The sequence below is a fragment of the Arcticibacterium sp. GJ41-1 genome (genome assembly GCF_055808875.1).
Genome location: NZ_CM147888.1, coordinates 3,092,928 through 3,116,147, shown reverse-complemented (window position 1 = coordinate 3,116,147; position 23,220 = coordinate 3,092,928). Strand labels below are relative to the sequence as shown.

The window sequence follows — 23,220 nt, the reverse complement described above, 5'->3', positions numbered from 1 at the left end:
AGACTCTAATTTTCTTCCTTTAAGAAAGTTTTGAGTTTGTTTACCATATTACTACTACCTGTGAAAAAAGGTACTCTTTCATGAAGTTCTTTTGGCTTTATTTCCAATACGGACTGAAAGCCATCTGTCTCTTCTCCGCCGGCTTGTTTTGCCAGAAATGCTATTGGATTACACTCGTATAGTAAACGAAGTTTTCCTTTTGTGTCAATTTTAGTTTGTGGGTACATATAGATGCCACCTTTGATAAGGTTTCTGTGAAAATCGGCAACCAAAGAGCCTACATACCTTGCCTTATAGGCTGGCTTGTTATTTTGAGGTTGCTTACAGAAATCCAAATATTCATTTAGTCCTTTTGAGAAAAAGGCACTATTTCCTTCATTGATGGAATATATCTCGCCATCTTTTGGCTGTTGCATATTGGGATGTGACAGATAAAATGTCCCTATAGCTGGATTGAGGGTAAAACCATTTACTCCTTGCCCAGTGGTAAGAACTAGCATGGTAGAACTACCAAAAATGATGTAACCTGCGGCAATTTGTTTATTACCTTCTTGAAGAAAATCTTTCAATTCGACTGGCGTTCCAACAGGTGTAATTCGCTTATAAATAGAGAATATAGTACCTACTGAAACATTGACATCAATATTGCTAGAACCATCAAGTGGGTCAATTAATAGGACGTATTTGTTCTTGTTTTTTAAGTCGAGGCTATTGATATTGATAAAGCTTTCTTCTTCTTCTGAAGCTATACCACACACTATTTCACGCTTTGTTAAGGTGTCAATAAACGTTTGATTGGCCATTAAATCCAACTTTTGTTGGGCTTCGCCTTGAACATTAAAGTCACCTACGCCACCTAAAATGTCTACCAAACCAGCCTTGTTCACTTCATGGTTTACTAGCTTGGTTGCTAGCCCTATTCCGTTAAGGAGTTTTGACAGTTCGCCAGAGGAATAATTAGAATTCTTTTGATTTTCAATGATGAATTCTCCTAATGTTTGATGTTTAAGGTTCATTTGTAAGTTTTTGAAGTGCTGCGACTATCTTTTTATTCTTCCTGAAATATCTCCAGAAACTAAATTCTCTATTTCTTCTATGCTTGCCAGGTTAAAATCTCCTTCAATGGTATGCTTTAAGGCAGAAGCTGCTGTTCCAAAATTGATGGAATCTTGGTCGTTTTGAAGCACAATTTGACCGTAAATAAAGCCTCCTAAAAAGGCATCTCCCGCTCCAATTCTATCTACAATAAAGGTTATATCCTGTTTCTGAGATTTTATAAGTTTCTTGCCATTAAAGAGTTTTGAGCTAATGACATTATGATGACTGCTGTATTGTTTTCTCTTTGTGTCAACAACTTTCTTAATGTTTGGCATCAATTCCATGGTATTTTCAGATGCTTCTATAAAAGCATTGTCTCCCTCGGCATATTGTACGCCTAAAATGTCTTTCATATTGGCTTCATTTGCCAAAAGAATGGTGGAATAGGAGGCTATTTCTGGTAAAATGTCTTGTGGTGTTTTACCATATTTCCACTGGTCTTGTCGGTAATAAATATCTGATGAAACCGTAATCCCCATTTTGTGAGCTACTTTGACTGCTTCTAGACATGCTGTAGCTGCACTTTGGCTTAATGCTGCCGTAATACCACTCCAATGAAACCAGTTGGCATCTTTTAAGATTTCTTCCCAATTAAACCATGCTGGGTCTAAGTTTTGAAAAGCGGAGTCTTTTCTATCATAAATGATTTGACTTGCTCTCATAGAAGCTCCTTTTTCAAAGAGGTAAAGCCCCATTCGGTCACCAGAAAGGGTTATACCTGAAGTGTCAAGACCTAAAAGCCTCATATAAGCTGTTGCTTTTTTCCCCAATCTGTTTTTTGGAAAAACGGAAACATGTTTTGCCTCCAATCCAAAATTCCTTAGTGAAGCCGCCACATTCATTTCGGAACCTCCAAACGACACTTCTAAACTATTAACCTGTTCTATTTTTTGATAGTTTGGAGAAGATAATCTCATCATCACCTCTCCGAACGTAACTACTTTTTTAGTATCCATTTCCTCAATTTATTGCTTTAAACTAAGCAATACTATGTCGTTTTTTTGACTCTTCCTAAAAACTATTATAGTTCAATATCAATAAAGCCGTTAATTTAAAACATTGGAAATAAATGGTTTTATTTATGTAAGAAACCAATTTAGTTTTGACAAAGGCAGGTATAAAGAATGTCAATTACTGATAAGAGCGTTTCTTGTTTTTCCAATGCTTAATTCACGTAAGTGAAACTCTATTTAACTAAAGTTTCACTTACGATCTTATAGGTTTCTTATATTCCTAATGCTTGTCCGCCGCCAATTTGAACTGTTTCGGCAGTCATAAAAGAAGCGTCTTTGCTTGCTAAAAATGAAACTACAGAAGCCACTTCTTCAGGTTGACCTAATCTTCCTAACATGATGTTGTTTTTCCAAGAAGCAAAAACCTCAGGTTTGGTCGATTTGATTTGGGCGTGAAAAGGAGTATCAATAGTTCCGGGAGATACAGCATTTACTCTAATGCCATATTCCGCTAAATCTTTTGCTAAAGCTCGGGTAATAGCATGAACTCCAGCTTTAGAAGTGCCATATATTCCTGCACCTGGTCCACCAGCATTCCATCCTGCATTAGAGGTATAGTTTATGATGGTAGAGTTTTCTCCTTTTTTAAGGAAAGGTATAGCAGCTCTAGATGCAAAAAATACCGAGTCAAGATTTAAGGCCATTACTTTTCTGTAAAAGTCAGTAGTCATTTCTTCAAACCTAGCCCTTCCGCCAAGCCCACCGGCATTATTAACAAGAGCATCTATTCTTCCGTATTTCTCACCTATTTTGTTAATGTTTGAAGTTACTTCTTCTTCATTAGTAACATCAAAACCATAATATTCGGCTGTGATTCCTTCCTCTGTAAGTTGTTTTACTCGTGCAGCACCATCTTCATCGGAAATACCATTTAGAATGACGGTATAACCATCTTTTCCTAGTCTCTTTGCTACCTCAAATCCAATTCCACCGGTTGCTCCGGTTATTACTGCTACTTGTTTTTCTGATTTACTCATCTTGTATCTTAAAAATTTATTCTTCTTTAATTAAAGTATTCTTTTCAGTCGTTTAATATTTGGTATCAATACCCAAACACTTAACATTGTAATTAATGCGAGAGCTGCACCTATGATAAAAGCTGGTGTATAATTTCCACCACTGGTTAGCCAGGGTACTAAGTAGGTTAAGGCCGCCGCTCCCAATTTGGCCGCCATACCCGAAAATCCAGATAAAGTACCAACTGTTTTTCCGCTAAAAATGTCGCTAGGTATTGTTTGGATGTTTCCAATTGCGGTCTGGAATCCAAATAATATAACCGCCATTATTATTACTGCTGTAGTAGGTCCACCAGGGTTAGCCATGGCTAACAAAGCTGGCAACATGATAATACAACCTAGGGTTATTACCATTTTCCTTGTCTTATTAACTGTCCAGCCTTTCTTTAGTCTGTTTTGAGCTAATAAGCCTCCAAACCATGCACCGAGCATTGCACCTGCGTAAGGTACCCAACCATATAAACCTATTGATTTTACGTCCATTCCGTATACCTCATTTAGGTAAATGGGTATCCAGAATACAAATAACCACCAAATAGGGTCAAGGGCTGCCGATGCTAAGATTACGCCCCAGCTTTCTTTATGAGCTAATAATTCTTTTGTATTTGGATTATACTCATCAGTGTCAGTTTCAGGGTCTTTGTCATCATTGACTTGTCCGCTTAAAATATATTGTCTCTCACTTTCAGTTAACCAAGAGTGATTTTTTGGTGGTGCTTTTACCAAAATAAACCACGGGATTAACCAAAGCAATCCAACTAGACCTACTAAGATAAAAATATACTGCCAGCTAAAATAGATAGTCAGAACAGCAATTAAGGGTAAGGAAATGATACCACCAATGGCCGCACCAGAGTTAAATAAACCCTGTGCAAATGCCCGCTCATTAGTTGGAAACCATTCGGAATTGGCTTTTGCGGCTCCTGGCCAGTTTCCTGCTTCCGCTACACCCAAGATAGACCTGAATAATGCGAATAAGCCAAAAGAGGTAGCCAGAGCGTGAAGAGCAGTAGCCAATGACCAAACGCCAATGGACAGTGCAAAACCTAAACGGGTTCCTATCCAGTCAAATATTTTACCGAAAATAGCCTGTCCGAAAGCGTAAGAGAATACAAAAATTATTGAGATATAAGAGTAAATCTCTTTTCTTTCGTCGCTTGACTTATCAGGATATAATTCATCTGCAATATCGGGCCAAAGCACACTTAGTGTTTGTCTATCGATATAGTTAATTATTGTTGCAAATGCGATAAGGCCTATAACCCACCAGCGTAATCCTTTTAATTTCATGTTTTTCTGTTTAGAGACAATGTTTTCCTATTATAAGGAGAGAGAATAAAGGAGGAATTTATAAAAAATCTTCCCTCACTGGAGAGAAAAAGTCTAATAAAACCCCTTCTTCAACACAAACTGCACCATGTGGAGCATGTGGTTTGATATAAAAAACATCACCTGTTTTAAGAAGAGAGGTTTCGCCATCAATGGTTACTTCAAAAGCTCCACTTTCTACATACGTAGTTTGGCTATGGAAATGGTCATGAATAGGGCCTATTCCACCTTTTTTAAAGTGAACTTTAACTAACATAAGACTTTCGTCATATGACATTATTTTTCTTTTAACAGAGTCGTTTAAAACGTCCCACTCCATTGAATTGTCTTTAACAAATGCTTCCTGCAATTTTTTTATCATTGTATTATATGTTTATTTATTTTGAAAAGGTCATACCTCCGTTGATGTCAATATTGTTATAAAAGAAGAAGCCTTGGAGCTAGATATGTTACTTCTTTCGGTCTTCTTAATGGCGATCTAATCGCTACTTTACTTTTTAAATCTGTCATTCTTACTTTTCTATTAAATTGAAATTGAACGGCCCTTCCCATATAAGATTGGAGCCCTCAAAATTGATTGTATGTTTACTGTTAAAATCTGTATTAGCTATGGCTAGAATGCCTTCTTTTCTGTCAGTCTTAATTTTAAGTACTGTGTATTCTTCAGTGTCTAATTCAATATTGATAGACCTTATGTTTCCGTAAGGATTTATTGATTTCTCATTTATGGGAGAGTATGAACCATGTGTTTCGGTAACACTAGCAAAAGAAGTGGTCTTGCTACTTTTTCTTCTTTGAATTAACATTGGGTCTCTTCTCAAATTGAAATTTGGGTCGGTAGCACCTAATCTTCCGGCTATAACTTCATCACCTTTATAACTGGCAGCTGTATACGTATAAAACGTACCGTGGTTTAACCAAGTGAATTGGATATTAGAACCATCTAGATCAGCCTCTGCTTCTTTCCATATATGTTGATACCCATTTGACGAACCTAGCTTGACTAAATTTTCAGGAGTTTGGTATTCAAAATTTGTCGATATCCATTGACCTTTATAGTAGAGTGGTAGGTCGTATTGATTTGGTTTCTCACTGTTTACTTTGAACAAATCGATGGTAATAGGATTGTCAAAAAACGAATCGTCAAGCATAAATAGCGTTCTGGTCATTTTAATACCATCATATGCATTGCTGTCAGATGCTGAAATAACCTGAATTTTAGCATCAGAAATGTTTTTGAAATTAAGATAGGGGGCATGTAATTCACCTTTGTCGGTACTTCCTCCGAAATGTGACGTTTCATTAATTACCAGCGTATTATGAGCTATGCTTTGCTTCGCAAACGTTGTGTTTTCTTTGAGATAACCACCACCATGCTTCTGTTCAATGTTTACAAAACGAGCCATGCCGTAGTCTTGAACAATCTCATTTCCATTGTTATAGAAAGAATAGGAGAGCTTGTCAAAATGACCATGTCCCATACCTTGCGAGCCAAATTTGAAAACGAGTTCTTTTCCATTGCCTGACCTCAGTATTCCCAAGGCTCCCATATCTCCGTTTTTACCATCCTTAATTACCATGGATTGACGAATCATTGGTTCAGCTTTTGACAGATTTAAAGCTACCGCCATACCTGAAGCATCTAGCTTGATAGCATCTTGGGTTTTAGCTATGGAAAGTAAACCTGGATTTTTATTCCCATAATAGTAAGAAATGTCTACTGCTGAAATTAGTGAGGAATTATAAATGGACATTCCTTTCTGAGCATCGTTTAAAGGGAAAAAATCACCTTTTTCATTACTTTCTCCCAATAAAGTATTGACAGACTTTAATAATGAACCGACTCTATATTTGAAGATTTCTAACTCTGGTTTTGCGTTTTCAATCCCAACGGCAAACAGCAAAAAAGGATAAATGGCATAGCGGTGATAGTAAGGACCTTCAGAGTATAAACCATCAGGAGAAAACAAACCATCAATTTGAGCTAAGAAACCTTTTGTTTCAGATTTGATAAGTGCACCATCGTTATCATAAGCATTAGCCTTTATACCATCATTTTCTAAACCGTAAAGAGCATTCTTGACTAATTGCTCATCGCCAATAGCAAGACCTGTTAGCCCTACAGCGGCACAAGCCCAAGTGCTATGGTTATGAATTCTGTTAAAAAACTGCGGGTTCCCGGTGGAAAGGAACTCTGCATAAGGTTTTAAAAGTTGTGCTTCAATTAGTAAACGATCACCATTATTCAACCATTCATAAATATTATCATAGGCTTGGCTAACACTTACTAGCCAGTTTGCGTCATTTAGACATTGCCAAAAAAGTTTTCCTCTTGAGTAAGATTTTGTGGCTGGATGCAGCCCTAAAGTAGGGAAGAGCTCTACATATTTTAACAACATGTCTCTAACAAATGAGGCATATTTTTCATCTTCCGTAATTCTATATACCGCACCGGCTTGCTCCATTAAGACGTAATTCTTCTTATGGGTTTCGTGCGTGTAACCACCGGCTAAATCTTTAGGAACAGGTACATCAAAACCAGCGGCTATTTCCGCATCTAGATTCGCTTTAACTTCTGCTAAAGTTTTATCAAATAATGGAGCTTTCCCCAAGTTCTCTTTGATAAAAGAAAGCTGTGCCTTATTAATAATGATGTGCTCATGATTATTTTGACCTATGGCTTTGCAACTAGCCAATAGGAAAAGAAGAGAAATGTTATATATGAGTTTTTTTATCATCGTAATTCTAGTTGAATTTTAGATTTGAACTAGAGTAACCTTCTCCAGTGATGTTGATTTCCTGCGTTTTTTCAATCACACAGTCATGAATCATATTATGAGGCTCACCTACTGTTAGATTGATATTAAAAGCTCCAGTGTTCTTGAAAACACAGTTTTTAATATCCGCTACCTGAACACCGAATAGGTTTATAGACCCTTTTTTTAGACCTACATTTTCAAAAAATGACTTGTTAACTGTAAGAACTCCTGCTGTGGTACTTTCGTCTCTTCCACCACGGTACATGTTAATAGCAGAGCCTTTTACATCTTTAAAGCTGCAGTTTTCTATAATTACAGCCTCGGCATTGTAAATTCCGATGTCGTCTGTTTCTTTATTTAGGGCAAGTACATCGCCTGAGATAGTCCTGAAAGTAGAGTTTGTAAATGCGATGCTATCTGCAAAAGTGGAAGGTGCTACATAAAGCACGTTAAAGAAATTATTTACATCAAGGTTATGGAAGTCACAGTTGTCAACTATCAGTTTATAGTTTTTATTCATCGAATATTTGCTAGTAGCTATCACCGCGTTTAATGGGCCATCAGGGGCTTCTTCACCATCAATAGAAAGACCTTCCAATTTAAGGCTACCACCATTTTCTATTTTGAATAGATACTTTGTTTCAAAAAGTAAATTAGCTTTTTCAGCTCCGTTACTTTTGATGGTTATAGGGTGATGAATAAGGATGTTTTTAGATGTGTTGTAAGCTTTAGATGATTCTAATAAGAGTATGTCACCAGGAGCTGAATTTTCAATGGCTTCTTGAAGTGAATTAAGACCAATGCTAACGGGTATTACTTTTCCTGAATTAAAAGCAACGTCCACAGTTTCTGTTTTATACCAATTAGCACCAGTATTTATTCTATTTGCGAAGTCGTGGGTGATATTGGCTCCTATATTGGTAGTTCCGTTTTGCGGTACTAGTAAACCATTTTTGGCTCTTTCGAACTGTAGTTTCTTGGCTTCAAAGCCTTTTTTGGTAGGTTTCTTTACTTCTGGAGAAACAAGATTATTTCTGAAATCTATGCCTGAGATATCATCAAAAATTCCGAAAATATCAGAAGATTTAGAGGAGATGATATTATTAGAAAATGAGGTGGTAGTAGGAATGGCACTTCTTTCAGAATCACTTCCTGCACATAGTTCTATATGCTCGCAGTTGATAACAGTATTGTTAGAGACCTTTGACTCTTTTACAGAAACATACCTGTTTAGTGGAGAATTCGGCACTCCGTTCATTATAGTAAGAGACCCTCTAAACCTGTTTCCTGTAAGACCTTCTAGGTAATTGTTTATTACGGTTTGTTTCTCATTGATAACTCTAATGCCACCGGTGTTGGCTACGCCATTACCAATTAAAACATTTCCTTCTACGAGTGTTTCATTACCATGACGGATGGTTAAAGTACCTTTGCTTTCAAAAAAAGTGTTGTATCGGTACGTGTTTTGACCAGATTTATTTGAAATAATTTCAATCTCACCATCGCATCTGTCAAAGTGGTTGTATTCCACAATTGACCTTGAGTTCATCATTGAAAAGTGGCTTGTCCCTATTCTCAAGGTTTCGCCACCATTAGAACCTAAGTTTTGACGTGGTCCAAAATAGTTATGGTCAATCTGATGGTTGTTTTCTACACTTTCGGGTGTATTTAATCTTACTATAAGCGTTACGCCTTGTGTTCTTTTATTTATAAAACTGCAATGGTCTACTCTATTGTTTTTGCCATAAAGTACAGTCCATGCTTGTACATCATACCTTTCAGAACCATTAAAATTGTCAATTACTACTTCGGTAAGGCGACAGTTATTTGCTAATGTTTTGGAGTCTTTTTTAAACGAAATTACTTCAGAAGTAGGGGAGAACCCGTTTTTGAAAACTAAACCTTCTACCAATAAATATTCACCAGCAATGCGAAGGTTTGATTTTCCTGTTAGTATTACTTTTCCTTTTTCTTCTGCATTAAGAGTAATGTGTTTTTCTGAAGTTCCTGATGTTTCAAAAAGGATTTCAGTGTTATCCCAAGTACCATTTGCCATAGTTATGACGGAACCTGGTTTGGCCGCGGCTATAGCTAGCTGTAACTCCGATGGATTATTTACCATTTGAGCAGTGCCAACACAACTTGTCATTAGACCTATAAAGACCAATAGGGAAGTTTGAATGGCTTTTTTGCAAGCTAAGCTTGTCTCCATTATGTGATTACCCACTAGTTTGGTTTCTGAATTAACAAAGTCAATAGCTTTAATTAAATTTACTTTCTTCATGTTAGGGTTTTGTGATTGCATTATGTGTTTTTAGCCATTCTTCACCTTTTTTATCTAAAAAGAAATCCATCCATATGTAGTACATTTCTTTACCTTCGTCCACTTTTACTGAGTGGCTAGAACCTAATGGAATATGCAATAATGAATAAGATGGAAGGTTTGTTTGAGCCTCATCGGCGTAAACAACAATATCGTTTCCTTCAAGTCCTAAAAACAATTGCTCTAGCATTCCATGCTCATGTGGAGCTACTTTGTCTGGGCCTGAGGCTTGTACTGTCCCCATGGCTATTCTTGGTATATATTTGTTAGGGAAAATTGTTCTACTTACGGTGTTAGGGCTTTTAATAGGTTCTGTATAAGCTTGGCAGTCTGTGAATTTTTTAAAGTAAACTTCTTGTGTGTTTTCTTTTGGGAATTCTAACAAGTCTAGCTTGTCTTGTTTTGTTAAAAGGCTCGATATTTTTAAAAAATGGAGTGTATCGTTTTTTTCTGCCTTTAAGGCTATGTCTTTTATTGCGTTTTGAACAAGTACTGTTTCTGGTACTATGTCAAAGCTTTTTTCTTTGGCTATTAGCTTTCCGTTTCCTTTTACAAAAACGTATATGTCTCTGTAGTTTTCATCTTGAAGTTCCTTCTTTGTTACATCCCCAGTAATAGAGAATTGAGTAACTGTAATTCCACCAATTTCATTCTCAAGTATCGTTTTACTGTATTCTTTGGTGCTTGCTGGTAAAGTAGTGACTAGGTTTTCTACTTGAATTTCCTGAGCTGAACAAAACGCAGAAGACAAAAGGGCTATGGAAATAGCGATTAAAGTTATTTTACTTTTCATTGATTCCGATTTCTTGATTTTGGTTTCCTTTTGGAACTCTAGAAGCTTTTTTCATCCATTCCTTGGTGGGACTCGCATTGTATCTTTTCAAATACTTTGAAAGCCCCACCTTAGGTATGGATTTCGTTAAAATTAATTATCCAATATTAATCCTTTAAAAAACTTAGTACCCTGGGTTTTGAGTTAGATTAGGGTTTCTTTCTATCTCATCTGCAGGTAATGGTAATAAGTAATCATCTGCACTAAAGTTTGGTTTTTCTCCTTCTAAACCAGAAGCACTAAATACCTCTCCACCTATTTTTCTTCTTGCAATGTCGTACCATCTTTTACACTCAAAAGCAAGTTCTAATCTACGTTCTTCTAAAACATCAGAAACAGTAACGGTTCCTGTAATGTTGGCAGGAACATCACTAGGAGCAACGGTAACTGAAGTACCAGCACCAGTTCCAACAGAACCACCCATTCTAGCTCTAGCTCTTACTTGATTTAAATATGAAGAAGCTGAAGCATTGTCTCCAATTTCTACTGCTGCTTCTGCCGCAATTAATAATACCTCTGCATAACGTAACATAGAGTAGTTATGACTAGTGGCTCTAGCGTTTCCACGAGCAAATGCACCAGGGAAACGTGTATACTTGGCATTGTAAGGTCTGTTCTTAGCAAACTGATGTCCACTGATATCAAAGTTTTCGTAAGTAACTACAGTGCCGCCAATTGATGCTTGGTCGTCTAAGCTAACTGCTCTTCTATAATCGCCAGCAGCCCATGTCTCATATACTGCAAGAGAGGGAACCGTTACAGACCAACCGCCACCTGAATTTCTATCGTCTCCTCTGATACCAGTCATTGGAGCAATTTGGTCATAAGCATTATTAGGAGCTTCAAAATTATTATAGTCTAATGCAAATATTGGTTCTTTAGAAGCATCAATTTTAGTCGCATTGAATAAGTTTTGAAAATTCGACTCTAAAGCTAAATCATAAGTTCCAGCATTGTCAATTACCTCTTTTGCTTCGTTAAAAGCATTTTGATAATTACCCATAGTTAAATGTACCAGTGCTAAATACGAACTAGCTGCTGATTTAGCAGGTATAGCCCTAGAAGGTTGTGTATTTGGCAACCATTTTTTTGCATATTCTAGGTCTTTAATTATGTTGGCATACACTTCTGAAGCTGGAGTTCTACTGATACTTGCTGCTGCAGCTGCATCGCTTATAGGTGCATCAATGTATGGTACATCTCCAAAAAGTCTTACTAAATGGAAGTAATAAAATGCTCTGATGAAATGAGCTTGAGCAGTCACGGCGTTTTTAACATCTTCCGCTGCATTTACAGATTCAGCACCTGCTATTGCTTGGTTAGCTGCTGCAATTCCTTGATATGTTTTTGGCCAAAACTCGCTTATCATTCCATTACTAGCCAAGGTAGTGAAGTCGTTATTTTCAACTCTTCTTGTCTCGTTAGAGGCAAGATCTACCATGTCAGAGCGTAACATCAGGGCTATTGAAAGCTTTCTTCCCCAAAACTTTTCATTGATAGCATGTGTAAATGCACCGTCTACTGCAGTTTGGATATCGTTTGTGGTTTTAAAGAAACCATCTGGAGCTAATAAACCTACAGGATCTTCTTTTAAGTCTGAACATCCTACCATCGAAACTCCTATTACAAGGAGTATATATTTTAAGTTTTTCATATTTCTAATTAAATTTTCACATTAAGGTTAAAGCTGAATGATTTTACTGTTGGATAGTTACCAAAGTCAAATCCTTGAATTGTATTACTAGAGGTGTTATTATCACCATCAGCTCCGAAGTAGTTAACCTCAGGATCTAAACCAGAATACTTTGTAAACGTTAATAGATTTTGAGCACTGAATGATAATCTAACTCCACCAACTTTTAACTTATCAGTAATTCTTGTAGGTAAATTATATCCTAAGGCCACGTTCTTCAATCTTAGGTAGCTACCATCTTCTACAAATCGAGAAGAAATTTCTCTGTTAGAGTTATTTCCTACACGCGGTTGGTCTGTGTCTGTATTTGAACTTGACCAAGCATTATTAAAATAGTCTCTAGTGGTATTTGCATCACCATTGTTCAATTGAACATTAGTCATATTGAAAATATCTCCGCCTTGAGAACCTTGGAAAAAGACGTTTAAATCAAAGTTTTTATAAGAGAAGTTATTTGTAAATCCGTAAGTGAAGTTTGCATTAGGATTACCTATAATTGTTCTGTCTGCTTCAGTGATTTCACCATTACCATCTGTATCAGTAAATAATGGGTCACCAGCTACACCGCCTGTTAAAGTTTGTGTACCTGCTGGTAAGTCACCACCTTGGTAAACACCTGCATATTGATATCCCCAGAAAAGACCAACTTCTTCACCTACTCTTAAGACATAGCTACGGTCATGACTAAAATAACTTGGAGCTGCATTACCAAATAGGTCAGCATCATTAATTAAGCTTACAACTTTGTTTTTGTTTTTAGACAAGTTAAAGTCTGTACTCCATGTAAAGTCACCTTCAACTATGTTTCTTGAGTTTAAGGAAATTTCAAATCCTCTGTTGTTAATCTCTCCAAGGTTGGTTAAGATTTCATCATTTGAAAATCCAAAGTATTCAGGAATACCATTGTTACCTAGAATTAAGTCTTTGGTGTCAATGTTATAATAATCTAAAGATAGATTGATTCTATTATTAATTAGACCCATATCCAAACCTACGTTTGCTTGATAAGAAGACTCCCATTTTAAGTCTGGGTTAGCAGGTTGGTCTGGCGTAATTGCAAAAACTGTTTGTCCATTTCTAGAAGCGTAAAGACTTGCAACCCTAGCTAAAGACTGGTAAGGGCTAATTGATGGATTACCTGTTACACCATAACTAGCTCTTAGTTTCAAATTAGAAATTTTGCTGTCTGGGTTAAAAAAGCCTTCATTAGAAATTCTCCAACCAATAGCCGCTGAAGGGAAAATTGCATATTTTCTATTTGCCGCAAAATTTGATGCTCCATCTCTTCTTACAGTGGCAGTTAATAAGTATCTGTCGTCAAAATCGTAATTCACTCTACCAAATTGAGATTGAATTTCTACTACTGATAATGATGAAGAAGGTTGTAAAATACCTGTAGCAGTTCCTAAAGCATAGTAAGAAAAAGCATCTGAAAGAAAACCTGTACCAGCTGAAGAAAATGCTTTTGTTGTATTTTTTTGATATGAATAACCAGCTAATAAAGTTAAATCTCCTTTTCCTATTTCGTTAGTATAAGTCAAGTAGTTTTCACTCAAAATAGTAGCTCTTTGAGCATCTGTAATTCTCGCTCTTCCGCCTACTCCTGAAGCTGTGATTTTCAATGTTGAAGGTTGATAAACTCCTCTGGTCAAGTTTTGACTACTTAAACCTAAAGTAGTTTTGAAAGTAAGGTTGTCTAAAATGTCATAATTGGCATAAACATTTGACCTAAAGTTATTAATAGTAGTTTCGTCTACCCTTGCTGTAGCTACAGCGAACGGATTATCTACTTCATCTCCAATAGCATCATTTGTAGTAAAATTACCATTTGAATCTTGAACAGGTTTGTCTGGTGCAAATCTCATAGCTAAAGAAATTACATCATCTCCACCTACTGTTACAGAACCATCTGATTGCGTTGTAACACCATCTTTAGTACCTCTGCTTCCAAAAAGATTAACTCCTAGTTTTAATTTTTTGGTAGCTTGTGCGTCAATATTTGTTAAGAAGGTAGCTCTTTCGAAACCAGAATTAACTACAATACCATCTTGGTTAAAATAGTTACCAGAAGCATAAAAATTCATTTTATCAGAACCTCCAGAAAATGAAACCTGATGATTCTGTGTGCTACCTGATTTATAGATTTGGTCTTGCCAGTCTGTATCTGCTGTTCCTTGAGGATAAGGTGTAGAGATATCATTGTTAGCTCTTATCTGATTTTGATAACTTGCAAATTCGTCTGCGTTTAACAAATCAAGTCTGTTTGCTACATCTTGAATAGAATAAGTAGAATTAAGTTCAACAGTTAGTTTACCGTTTCTCCCTTTCTTAGTTGTAACCAATACAACACCATTTGAACCTCTTGAACCATAAATGGCCGTTGCAGATGCATCTTTAAGAACTTCTAAAGATTGAATATCATTAGGTTGTGGCATTGTTCCACCCACAAAACCGTCTACTACTATAAGCGGGGAACTATTTGCACTAATAGATGTATTACCTCTAATTTTTATATTAATAGGTGCTCCAGGCTCCCCACCATTATTAGATTGAACTACTACTCCAGCTGCACGACCTTGAAGTGCTTGTGCTGCGTCTAATACAGGAAATGCAGTTAACTCTTCAGACTTAACAGATGATACAGCCCCGGTAATGTCACTTTTTCTTCGGGCACCATAACCAACAACTACAATTTCGTCTAAAGCTTCAGAATCTGAGTCAAGACTTACATTAATCAAAGTTTGATTTCCAATGGCTACTTCTTTAGTAGTGTAACCAATAAAACTAAAAACCAATGTACCATTGTCAGGAGAGTTAAGGCTGTACTTACCGTCAATATCTGTTATTGTACCGTTAGTAGTACCTTTTATGGTTACACTTACCCCAACCATTGGAGTGTTATCTTCAGACGCAGTAACTACTCCAGTTATACTTCGGTCAAACGCAAGCGATACCGTAGAAATCCCGAGAGCCAGAAAAAGCAGTGCTGCCTGCTTTAGTCCTTTCTTTCTCTTTTGTAAAAATGTTAATTTCATAGAGTTAATATTTAGGTTTTGATATTAGAATATTACTAGTTTTTGTAAGTTTTTAGGTTTGTTGTTTCCCTCGATTACATCATAAAGTTAGGAGGCTAAATGATAATTGCGATAAAAAAACTCAAAGAAAAACACGATAAAATGCAATAAAAGCTATGAAAACGTTTCCGGTAACGTTTGTATTTTTAAATAAATTTATTGGAAGTAATATTGAAAAATTGCAATTATGTTTCTAATATTGAAAAGAATCACCAAATCACTAAAACTGGCATTATTCTATGATTAGGTAATACAGTTTCCTGATTCTGTTAATAATACAATTTTTCATTTTCCTTTTAGACTAGTCCAATGAAAAGCAAAGCACCCACTATCAAGCTTATAGCCAAAGAGCTTGGTGTTTCTATATCTACTGTTTCAAGAGCACTTAGAGATATGCCTGAGGTAAATCCTGAAACACGAGAGCGTATAATTAAGTATGCAGAAGAGGTGGATTACCAGCCAAACATGGTGGCTACAAGTTTGGTGAAACAAAATTCTCACTTGATAGGCGTGGTGGTACCAAACATGGATTACTTCTTTGCTTCTGCCGTGAAAGGTATTGACGAGGCTGCCATGGAAGCTGGCTATACAGTAGTAATAAGTCAATCAAATGAATCTTATGGGAGAGAGCTGGCTAACACGCAGCGAATAATGAATAGCCAGGTGGAAGGCTTAATAGTTTCATTAAGTAGTGAAACTCAAAATATAGATCATATTAAGAAGATTCTTAAAAGGAATATGCCCGTTGTGTTTTTTGACAGGGATACTCCAGACATAAAAGCTTCTAAAGTAGTTTTGGATAATGAGCTCGGTGCTTATAAAGCCGTAAAGCATTTGATAAGCAAGGGTTGTAAAAGAATAGCTTATTTAGGTGCAGAAAAAAACCTTGAAATAAGTAACTCTAGAGAGAATGGATACTTAAAGGCTCTAAAAGAAGCTGGAATGAGTTTAGACGAGTCTTTAATAGTGCATGGTAAATTTGATAAAGACAATGCCTATTTGAAAACTATGGAATTGCTGAGGTTGAAAAATCTTCCTGACGCTATTTTTGCCATTAGCGACAGATTGGCTCTGGGAGCCTATATGGCAATTAAAGATAAAGGATTAAGAATGCCAGAAGACATTGCTTTAGTTGGTTTTAATGATGAGCCTATTATGAGTTTGCTTTCTCCTTCTATTTCAAGTGTATCTCAACCTGCATTTGAAATGGGGAAAATGGCAGCTAGGCTGTTTATTGAGGAGTTAAATGCTGAGGGAGAATATGAGCCACGAACCGAGGTTTTTCAACCTGAACTTAAGATTCGTGACTCATCTACTTTTTAAAATAATTATTGTTGGCTTGCTAGCCTATAAACTTTAGCGTCGTTCATTGAGAATAAATAGATGTCTCCATTGGCATCTATTCCTAGTCTTAACTTTGCATGCCCGTTGTTAGTCATTTCTAACAAAGTCGTTTCTTTTCCATCTAATGCAATTCTCATTTCTTGGAAATCGATGGCTTTCCCAGCCTCCATTTTGCTTTCGTCAGCAAAGAATAGGCGACCTTTTAAAATATCGCCAAATATATACTTTCCAGTTAAAGAAGGAATATCTGTGCCATAGTATACAAAACCACCACATACTGCATTGCCTTCGTCATGGTCATATTCTAAAGTAGGGTAGGTAACTCCGTCTTGCATTTCTTCTTCACTTAGTTTATAAAGCTTATGCATACTTTCTTGACTGTTTATACCAAAAGAACCCTCCCTTCTTGGCCACCCGTGATTGGCTCCAGGCTTAACTACATAGACGTCTTCCATGTTATGTTGACCTATATTAGCACTTAGCATTTTACCTTCTTTGGTCCACGTAAATCTATGTGGATTTCTAAAACCATTGGCGTAAACTTCTTTCACTACTTTCTCACCAGTGATGTTCACAAAAGGATTATCAGACGGAATGCCATATTTTCCATTAGCACTGTTATTTCCCGATGGGTCAATTCTTAAGATACTTCCCCATGGTGAATGTTTACCATTAGCCACATAAGGGAATTTTCTTTCTACCGAACCACCATCTCCAATACCTATATATAGATTACCATAGTCTTTATCTCCCTTTTTGGCAGTGGGGTTGAAAGAAATATTTTGCATCCCATGAGCTCGCGTAGCCATGTCCATTCTAAAAAGTTCTCGGTTGGTACCATTGAAAGGCATTCCTTTCGGATTGTTTGTTTTCCATTCTTGAACAATCCACTGAAGCTGTGATGAGACCTCTTCAGGAAGTGGAAAATCTGCTTTTTGAGTATCCGTTGGCTCAGTGTGCGAAGTATACATCAAACCATTGTTTTCGAAATCAGGATGAAAAGCATAGCTTCCAAAACCTGTAGCCCAGCCAGATTTCTGTTTGAAGTTAGGCATCAGAGCCTGAACGTCCATATATAATTCAGGCTTATTATTCTTCACACGATAGAGTTTTCCATTGATATCACAAACATAAACATCACCCGTATTAGGGTGCGGCTCCATTTTAGTGATTCTGGTAAGAGGTAATTCCTCACTAGAGGCGGGTATTTGAAAGGCATATTCAAGATTGACCACAAAATCAGCTTTTTCAATCTTCTTTGGAATTGGGTCTTCAATAATTCCTTCTTCATCAATTTCAAAAGGTTTCACCAAATCTCTGTAAGTATCTAGGTAAGCCACTAAACTGGCAATTTTTTCCTTACCTAGAATAAAGTAAGAAGGCATTACCGATTTGTACTTTTTCTGTAGTTTAACTGCTCTTTCATTACCGGAGTCAATGACTTTTTTCGGATTTGAAATAAAAGCTATGACCTCATCTCTGCTGAGTTCTCTTGTAACTCCAGCCAAACTTGGACCAATGCCGTTACTTTCAAAATTATGACAAGCGGCACAGCTATTTTCAAATACACTTTTTCCCTGTGCTATTGCAGCTGCTGTTGATGTTACTTTATCAGATGTATTACTTTTTGGTCCTGTTTTACAAGCTTGAAAAACGAGTGTACTTGCTGTTAAAAGACCGAAACTTAATAGGATTGTTTTTTTCAAGGGTATTTTCTTTTTACTATTTTATTATTTCAGGCTTCATTCCATGTTTGAATTTATCGCCCATCCCAGAATTATTAGGTTCATACGTATCTACAAACTCGGCATTAACTCCATTCTCTGGAATATTTGCTTCTTTTCCTAAAGCCCAATAAATACCATTAAGAGCAAGTTTTCGCATAGACTCATTTTTGAAATCATAAGGATGCCCTAAAGTGGTGAAAAATACTCTAGCAGGCGTACTAGTCTGTCCTGCGTAAGTTTTAGTCCAGGCCACAGGATTAGTTAGTGGAAATTTATCCAATTGTCCTTTGGCTTCGTGATTTGATTTTAACGAAAGACCTTCCAATAAAGGTTTACTGTCACCATATAATTTCCAATCTCCTCCATCTACATGGTAAAGCCATGAAAATGCGTCAAAAGGTTTAACACCATTAAGAATAGGTGATTCAACATCTGGTAATAAACTTACAGATGTAAGTTCCCCATGACCATCAGCAAAATGCCCATGATGGGTTATCCATTGTTGGCCAAAAACTTTTGTAGTCCATTCATTATTAAGATGCTGCATGGTAGAATCTGTCTTATACATAAACGCATGCGTAGCAGTTCTAAAGCCCACCATTGGTTTTCCTGATTCCGCGTAGTCTGTAATGTATTTTGCCTCTTCTTTCGGCAAAGCCCTAAATCTGGTAAACATTACCATTAAATCGGCAGTTTCTAATGCTTCTAAACCTTCAATATGGTCTAGTCTGTTAGGGTCTATGGTACCCGTGCTGTCCACAGAATAACATAGGCTAATATCAGCATTTAACTCTCTTTTAAGAATTTTAGCCAACATAGGCATTGATTCTTCTGAGCGATATTCTTCATCACCAATGACAAAAACGATATGCGGTGGTTTTTCCGTTTTAGTTTCGGTGCTAGTACATGAGCTGACACCTATAAATAGGAGTGCAGCAAAACTTAAAATTCTTGAAAACATGTTTTATTCGGTTATAGGGTGTTCTTTCAGTAATTCTTCTGGCGTGTAAAAGCCTTCTTTAGATGCTATTTTCTTACGAATAGCGGCTACATGTTCTGGGTAAATGGCTTCTGCATTGTTTCCAAAAGACTTTCTTACATAGGTAAGTACCGAAGCTAGTTCATCATCAGTAAGCATTCCTCCAAAAGGCGTCATAGGAACTTGACCAGGATATTTTTTGCCACTGACTGTAATAGGCCCATAAATTCCTTTCATCACTAATTTAACTAAACGTTCCGGACTTCCAGAAACCCATTCGTTTTTAGTTAAAGGAGGGAAACCAGAAGATTCTAAACCTTTTCCATCCGTTTGATGACAGGTAGCACAGAATCCGTCTCTTTCAAAAATCTCTTTTCCGTTAAGAATCACTTCTCTTTTTATCACGCTCTCCACCAAAGGTGCTACATCATCAGGGTTGGCTACTGGGTCAAAAGGTATCATATGAGCTAAAGCTGCATCATATGTTTTTTGCATCCAGTCGTCTAAAGGATTTTGTCCTACTATGGCTAAAACTTCTTTAGCAGAAGCATCATCAAGCCAAGTTCCAGCCGCCAAAGCCTCCAAACGCACTCTGCCATGTGGGTCGGCTGCCGCTACTTTTAATAGAGCTAGTTGGTCTGGTATTTCTTGTCCTACATACCTAAGTACTTTGACAGCTGCTGCTCTTACTTTATGGTCATTGGCCGATAGGCACTGCTTAAGTAAGTTCTCATCTATATTATTTAGTCCCCAAGATGTCCAAAGAGCCTCTAATAAATTATGTTCATATCGCTCATCAGCTTTATCTAAGTCGCTTACCCATTTAGATAGTGCGGTAAGCACTTCTTGACTGTTTCTTTCTCTTAGCTCTCTTCTTGTTCTGTATCTAGTACGGTATTCCGGAAGTTTAAGATTATCTAAAAGCTCCGTGATACTTGCTCCAGCTACTTTGGCAGGTGTTAGCAATGGTCTAGATGGATAAGTTATTCTGTAAATTTTTCCATGAACATGGTCACGCAATGGGTCTCTAGCATTATGCTGCATATGGCCTACTAGCACATTATGCCAGTCTGCAAGATATAAAGAGCCATCAGGAGCAAACTCCATGTCTACTGGTCTGAAATTAGTATCAGTACTCTTCACCAAGTCCATTCTATGTTTTGATGTGTAGCCAGTACCGTCATCTACCATAGTGTGCATTTTGGTTCCCAAGAAACCAATGGTATTATTGATAAGGAAGTCTCCCTGCACATTGTCTGGGAAATGTCTGCTATGAATAAATTCTAAACCAGAAGTTGGTCTAACACGGTGTGCATCTTCAATCAAGTTTCTGGACCCAGGATTTGATAATCCGTATTTAGATTTGATAGTACCTGGCATCATCCAGTTCATGTCAGGACCGGAGGTATGTGCAAAGAAGTTTTGTCCCCATTCGTCAAACGCTATTCCCCAAGGATTTGGAATTGACAGCTGAGCTGTTCTTTCTAGTTTATGTTTTTGAGGTGAATATCTGTAAAAGCCACCGTTAGTAGCTCTAACTGTTCCGTAAGGAGTTTCCACATTAGTATGTAAGAAAACACCTTCACCCATATATAATGCACCAGATGGGTCTGCACAGAAAGCACTGATTACGTGGTGTGTGTCATGGTCGTCAAAACCGCTTAATACTATTTCAGACTTATCGGCTACATCGTCACCATCAGTATCAGTATATAGTTTAAGGTTAGTTCCTTGAGAAATGTAAACACCTTCCGGTGCAAATTCAAATCCAGCAGGAATATGAAGTTTATCCGCAAAAACGGTCAATTTATCAGCCTTAAAATCACCATCTGTATCTTCTAAAATTATCAATTTGTCATTTGGCTTTGCATCGCCTGGCTTATAATGTGGGTAGGTAGGCATTACTGCTACCCAAAGTCTACCTTTATTGTCAAATGCTATTTGAGAAGGATTAGCTAATTCAGGAAACTCTGCTTCGGAAGCAAAAAGGTCAATTTTATAACCTGGAGCCATGGTAAAGGCGTCCATTATTTCGTCTTGGTTAAGGTAACGGGTCTTATCCTTTAATTTAAAATTTGTTTCAATAGGGTGTAAGTCTTGTGTTTTAGCATCTGCAGCAGCTAAATCATAAGGTTTCTCATTGACAGTATTCCATATCAAAGTGTCTCTGATAACCGTCATTTGACGCACTTTGATTAATTCTTCAGGATAGTTGTCGTTTCCAAAAGGATTATACCTTCTACCAAAAACGTGAACACCATTCGGAATTTTATAGTCATTGTGCCAAAACCAATTTTTCTCTAAAACGGCTTCTTTGACTTCTGCTCGTAAATCTTCATTTTTTACAGAAGATTCTCCAAAAACGCCATCAACTAGTAATTCAGAGAATTTTTGATATCCAGCATCATTCAGCTGCTGCCCGTTGGTTGTAAATTGTAATCCAGTGTCAAACCAATCTTTGCTCGGTCCGAAGGCATCAAGAAAAAGAACTTCATATTTAGCAGCGACTTCTTCAATGGCAGATGCGTATAAAGCTAAATTCTCGTTTTCGGTTTTGCCATTTGGCAAATCAAGTTTATCAGAAAGGTCTTGAAATGCGATAGGTGAGACCAAAGCTAGCTGAGGAGCCAAGGTGTCGTTATATTTTTGAGCTAAGGTATGTTCAATGAAAGCAGAAAGCTCTCCCTTGAAATTATCTAAGCCAGCTGGGCCAGCATAAGATTCAGAAAAACCGAAGCATGCAATTATAATATCTGTTTTATGTTTTCCAATCCACTCGTCAGGTGTTTCAAAATGCCCTTGGCTATTAGACTTTTGAGCTAAATCTGTTTGAAACTTTTCGGCTCCGGGAAATGCCCATGGAGAAACTCTACCAGAATGTGGTCTGAAACCTGGCGTGTCGCCACCATCGCACATATTTCTTATGTACAGATTTTTTTCAGGGTTTCTGAGATGCATTTCTGTCTCAAAATAGCCATAGTTCATCATGCTAGAACATAGGTTATTTCCTATAAGTGTAATGTGACTGTTTTGGGAAAGTTTAAGATAGTTTTTGTCTGGCTTACAGCCAATAAAAACAGTAGCCGCTAAGAGGCAAAGGCTAAGGTTTCGAATGAAAGAATTTAACATTCAGGTTTAAGTATTTATAAGGTTGGTTGAAATTTTGAATCAATTTATAATTTTTTTTAACAAATAAAGATTCTTGAATACGCCAATTTACATTTAAACGACATAATTGGGCTATTTATAGTTTATAGGGCGACGTTAGGGCTTTTTGGTTCTTGATTTTTAGCTTTTAATGAATATTTGATTAATGTAACTAAAGACCATTTGAAGAAGCCGAAAAGGAGAATTATATTCATAGAATCATTTAGAATAAGGTATTCGCTTTTATAACAAAGAATTCTGTTTTAGGAAAATGAGTGATAAGTTTCAAAACAGATATAGGATACCTTCAGCAAGGTTAGAAGGCTGGAATTATTCAAATAATGCCGCATATTTCATTACAATTTGTACGGAGAATATGGAGCATCATTTTGGTGAGGTTGTTAATGGTGAGATGGAGTTAAATAAGATTGGGAAACTAGCTTATAATTTTGGGAAGAAATTCCGCAACACTTCCCGTTTGTGGTATTGGATGAATTTATAGTTATGCCGAACCATGTACAGGGAATTTTGCTAATTGAAAACAACAAAGGTGGAGATAACATGCACGGAAAAGTAGTTTCTAAAAAGAAGGAGATGATATCAAATGATTTTGAAAAACCATCACTTGGGTTTATTCAAAAGAGGATGGGTGAAATTTCGCCGAAGGCAGGGTCAATTTCTGTGGTTATTAGGTCTTTTAAATCTATAACCACCAAAATGGCAAGAAAAATCAATGCAGATTTTAAATGGCAATCCCGATTTTATGACCATATCATTCGGAATGATGAGTCATTCTATCGAATAGCGGAATACATCAAAAATAACCCCAAGAAATGGCAGGAGGATAGGTTTTATGAATAATTGACCAATGAACGACGTAGAGACG

General features: G+C 36.9%; 16 protein-coding genes. 3 read left to right on the top strand and 13 right to left on the bottom strand.

Annotated elements, in window-relative coordinates; all coding sequences use genetic code 11:
• Positions 1–5 precede the first annotated feature (5 nt).
• From fbp to AC0L6O_RS12880, 10 genes are all read right to left on the bottom strand, one after another.
• Entirely contained in the window at positions 6–1,016 is a 1,011-nt protein-coding gene (fbp, locus tag AC0L6O_RS12925) for a class 1 fructose-bisphosphatase (protein ID WP_473302890.1), read from the bottom strand.
• A 24-nt stretch (positions 1,017–1,040) separates the two neighbouring features.
• Positions 1,041–2,054 (bottom strand): PfkB family carbohydrate kinase, encoded by a 1,014-nt coding sequence (locus AC0L6O_RS12920; RefSeq protein WP_473302889.1) that lies wholly within the window; start codon positions 2,052–2,054, stop codon positions 1,041–1,043.
• 269 nt (positions 2,055–2,323) lie between these two features.
• Complete coding sequence (locus tag AC0L6O_RS12915; RefSeq protein WP_473302887.1) at positions 2,324–3,088, bottom strand: SDR family NAD(P)-dependent oxidoreductase; 765 nt, start codon at positions 3,086–3,088, stop codon at positions 2,324–2,326.
• 30 nt (positions 3,089–3,118) lie between these two features.
• Positions 3,119–4,417 (bottom strand): MFS transporter, encoded by a 1,299-nt coding sequence (locus AC0L6O_RS12910; protein WP_473302885.1) that lies wholly within the window; start codon positions 4,415–4,417, stop codon positions 3,119–3,121.
• Between the two features lie 58 nt (positions 4,418–4,475).
• Entirely contained in the window at positions 4,476–4,817 is a 342-nt protein-coding gene (locus tag AC0L6O_RS12905; protein ID WP_473302884.1) for a cupin domain-containing protein, read from the bottom strand.
• A gap of 151 nt (positions 4,818–4,968) precedes the next feature.
• Positions 4,969–7,194 (bottom strand): alginate lyase family protein, encoded by a 2,226-nt coding sequence (locus tag AC0L6O_RS12900; RefSeq protein WP_473302883.1) that lies wholly within the window; start codon positions 7,192–7,194, stop codon positions 4,969–4,971.
• Between the two features lie 7 nt (positions 7,195–7,201).
• Positions 7,202–9,499 carry a polysaccharide lyase 6 family protein gene (locus AC0L6O_RS12895; protein WP_473302881.1) on the bottom strand — a complete coding sequence of 766 codons (2,298 nt, stop codon included), beginning with the start codon at positions 9,497–9,499 and terminating at the stop codon, positions 7,202–7,204.
• A 1-nt stretch (position 9,500) separates the two neighbouring features.
• Entirely contained in the window at positions 9,501–10,331 is an 831-nt protein-coding gene (locus AC0L6O_RS12890; protein WP_473302880.1) for a cupin domain-containing protein, read from the bottom strand.
• A gap of 163 nt (positions 10,332–10,494) precedes the next feature.
• Positions 10,495–12,024, bottom strand: a complete 1,530-nt coding sequence (locus AC0L6O_RS12885) for a RagB/SusD family nutrient uptake outer membrane protein (protein ID WP_473302878.1) — start codon at positions 12,022–12,024, stop codon at positions 10,495–10,497.
• A gap of 8 nt (positions 12,025–12,032) precedes the next feature.
• On the bottom strand, positions 12,033–15,098 hold the full coding sequence (locus AC0L6O_RS12880) for a SusC/RagA family TonB-linked outer membrane protein (protein WP_473302877.1): 3,066 nt from the start codon (positions 15,096–15,098) through the stop codon (positions 12,033–12,035).
• A 348-nt stretch (positions 15,099–15,446) separates the two neighbouring features.
• Here AC0L6O_RS12880 and AC0L6O_RS12875 point away from each other — a divergent pair, with 348 nt between their 5' ends.
• The gene (locus tag AC0L6O_RS12875; protein ID WP_473302876.1) at positions 15,447–16,460 is read left to right on the top strand and encodes a LacI family DNA-binding transcriptional regulator; all 1,014 of its coding nucleotides are present in this window, start codon (positions 15,447–15,449) and stop codon (positions 16,458–16,460) included.
• Positions 16,461–16,465: 5 nt separating this feature from the next.
• Here AC0L6O_RS12875 and AC0L6O_RS12870 read toward each other — a convergent pair whose 3' ends face one another.
• From AC0L6O_RS12870 to AC0L6O_RS12860, 3 genes are read right to left on the bottom strand one after another with little or no spacing between them, the layout of a single operon-like run.
• Positions 16,466–18,187, bottom strand: a complete 1,722-nt coding sequence (locus tag AC0L6O_RS12870) for a PQQ-dependent sugar dehydrogenase (RefSeq protein ID WP_473302874.1) — start codon at positions 18,185–18,187, stop codon at positions 16,466–16,468.
• Between the two features lie 16 nt (positions 18,188–18,203).
• Entirely contained in the window at positions 18,204–19,169 is a 966-nt protein-coding gene (locus AC0L6O_RS12865; protein ID WP_473302873.1) for a ThuA domain-containing protein, read from the bottom strand.
• A 3-nt stretch (positions 19,170–19,172) separates the two neighbouring features.
• The gene (locus tag AC0L6O_RS12860; protein ID WP_473302872.1) at positions 19,173–22,316 is read right to left on the bottom strand and encodes a PVC-type heme-binding CxxCH protein; all 3,144 of its coding nucleotides are present in this window, start codon (positions 22,314–22,316) and stop codon (positions 19,173–19,175) included.
• A 289-nt stretch (positions 22,317–22,605) separates the two neighbouring features.
• Between AC0L6O_RS12860 and AC0L6O_RS12855 the strand changes: the two genes are divergently transcribed.
• Positions 22,606–22,836, top strand: coding sequence for a hypothetical protein (locus AC0L6O_RS12855; protein ID WP_473302870.1), 231 nt, complete (start codon positions 22,606–22,608; stop codon positions 22,834–22,836).
• Between the two features lie 2 nt (positions 22,837–22,838).
• Positions 22,839–23,195: a transposase gene (locus AC0L6O_RS12850; protein WP_473302869.1), complete on the top strand. Its 357-nt coding sequence runs from the start codon at positions 22,839–22,841 to the stop codon at positions 23,193–23,195.
• Positions 23,196–23,220: the final 25 nt, after the last annotated feature.

Excerpts from the sequence above, each read along its gene's own strand:
- fbp (WP_473302890.1), bottom strand. The coding sequence starts at position 1,016 with ATGAACCTTAAACATCAAACATTAGGAGAATTCATCATTGAAAATCAA.
- AC0L6O_RS12920 (WP_473302889.1), bottom strand. The coding sequence starts at position 2,054 with ATGGATACTAAAAAAGTAGTTACGTTCGGAGAGGTGATGATGAGATTA.
- AC0L6O_RS12915 (WP_473302887.1), bottom strand. The coding sequence starts at position 3,088 with ATGAGTAAATCAGAAAAACAAGTAGCAGTAATAACCGGAGCAACCGGT.
- AC0L6O_RS12910 (WP_473302885.1), bottom strand. The coding sequence starts at position 4,417 with ATGAAATTAAAAGGATTACGCTGGTGGGTTATAGGCCTTATCGCATTT.
- AC0L6O_RS12905 (WP_473302884.1), bottom strand. The coding sequence starts at position 4,817 with ATGATAAAAAAATTGCAGGAAGCATTTGTTAAAGACAATTCAATGGAG.
- AC0L6O_RS12900 (WP_473302883.1), bottom strand. The coding sequence starts at position 7,194 with ATGATAAAAAAACTCATATATAACATTTCTCTTCTTTTCCTATTGGCT.
- AC0L6O_RS12895 (WP_473302881.1), bottom strand. The coding sequence starts at position 9,499 with ATGAAGAAAGTAAATTTAATTAAAGCTATTGACTTTGTTAATTCAGAA.
- AC0L6O_RS12890 (WP_473302880.1), bottom strand. The coding sequence starts at position 10,331 with ATGAAAAGTAAAATAACTTTAATCGCTATTTCCATAGCCCTTTTGTCT.
- AC0L6O_RS12885 (WP_473302878.1), bottom strand. The coding sequence starts at position 12,024 with ATGAAAAACTTAAAATATATACTCCTTGTAATAGGAGTTTCGATGGTA.
- AC0L6O_RS12880 (WP_473302877.1), bottom strand. The coding sequence starts at position 15,098 with ATGAAATTAACATTTTTACAAAAGAGAAAGAAAGGACTAAAGCAGGCA.
- AC0L6O_RS12875 (WP_473302876.1), top strand. The coding sequence starts at position 15,447 with ATGAAAAGCAAAGCACCCACTATCAAGCTTATAGCCAAAGAGCTTGGT.
- AC0L6O_RS12865 (WP_473302873.1), bottom strand. The coding sequence starts at position 19,169 with ATGTTTTCAAGAATTTTAAGTTTTGCTGCACTCCTATTTATAGGTGTC.
- AC0L6O_RS12860 (WP_473302872.1), bottom strand. The coding sequence starts at position 22,316 with ATGTTAAATTCTTTCATTCGAAACCTTAGCCTTTGCCTCTTAGCGGCT.
- AC0L6O_RS12855 (WP_473302870.1), top strand. The coding sequence starts at position 22,606 with ATGAGTGATAAGTTTCAAAACAGATATAGGATACCTTCAGCAAGGTTA.
- AC0L6O_RS12850 (WP_473302869.1), top strand. The coding sequence starts at position 22,839 with ATGCCGAACCATGTACAGGGAATTTTGCTAATTGAAAACAACAAAGGT.